The sequence below is a fragment of the Aerococcus sp. L_32 genome, assembly GCF_050689315.1.
On the sequence record NZ_JBOEQF010000881.1, the window covers coordinates 1 to 773 of the forward strand.

Here is a 773-nt window from a genome sequence, read left to right on the forward strand (position 1 = left end):
TGCTTATCTTTTAGCAAGTCATAACCATTTTGAGCAACTTTTAAACGGTCTTTTAATGTGCTCAGTTCCATCCGTGTTGGTTTGACATTTAGCGCATTTGCCATTTAAAATCACTCTCCTTCAGTTGAAGGCATGTATGTATCGATTAAATCATCTTTAATACGTGTTAATTCTGTACGAGGCAAGATCGCTAGTAATTCCCAAGCAAGGTCTAAGGTTTCTTCAATCGTACGGTTGTACTCAAAACCTTGATCAACGTATTTGTCTTCAAATGCGGTGGTAAATTCTACGTATTTCTTATCTGTTTCAGATAGGGCTGATTCACCCAATACTTGAGATAATTCTTTGGCTTGTTTACCTTTCGCATAGGCAGCAAATAGTTGGTTCATGGTTGCAGCGTGGTCTTTACGTGTTTTACCTTCACCGGTACCTTTATCTTTTAGACGAGAAAGTGATGGCAATACGTTGATTGGTGGCTCAATACCACGTGCATCAAGGTCACGGTCTAAGATAATTTGCCCTTCGGTAATATAACCTGTTAAGTCAGGAATTGGATGGGTAATGTCATCCTCTGGCATAGACAGGATTGGAATCTGCGTTACAGAACCTTTAGACCCTTTGATACGGCCAGCACGTTCATATAGTGTAGACAGGTTGGTATATAGGTAACCTGGATAACCACGACGTCCTGGTACTTCACGGCGGGCTGCAGATACTTCACGTAAGGCTTCACAGTAGTTAGTCATGTCAGTCATGATAACCAATACTTGCAT

The 773-nt window shown here is 41.0% G+C and carries 1 protein-coding gene and 1 pseudogene; both read right to left on the reverse strand.

The window, feature by feature from the left end; genetic code table 11:
* Nucleotides 1-104: pseudogene (locus ACRCJ0_RS17085) on the reverse strand (V-type ATP synthase subunit D); the annotation flags it as partial.
* A gap of 6 nt (nt 105-110) precedes the next feature.
* Nucleotides 111-773 (reverse strand): V-type ATP synthase subunit B (locus ACRCJ0_RS17090; protein ID WP_431391353.1); only part of this gene is annotated, 663 nt, incomplete at its 5' end.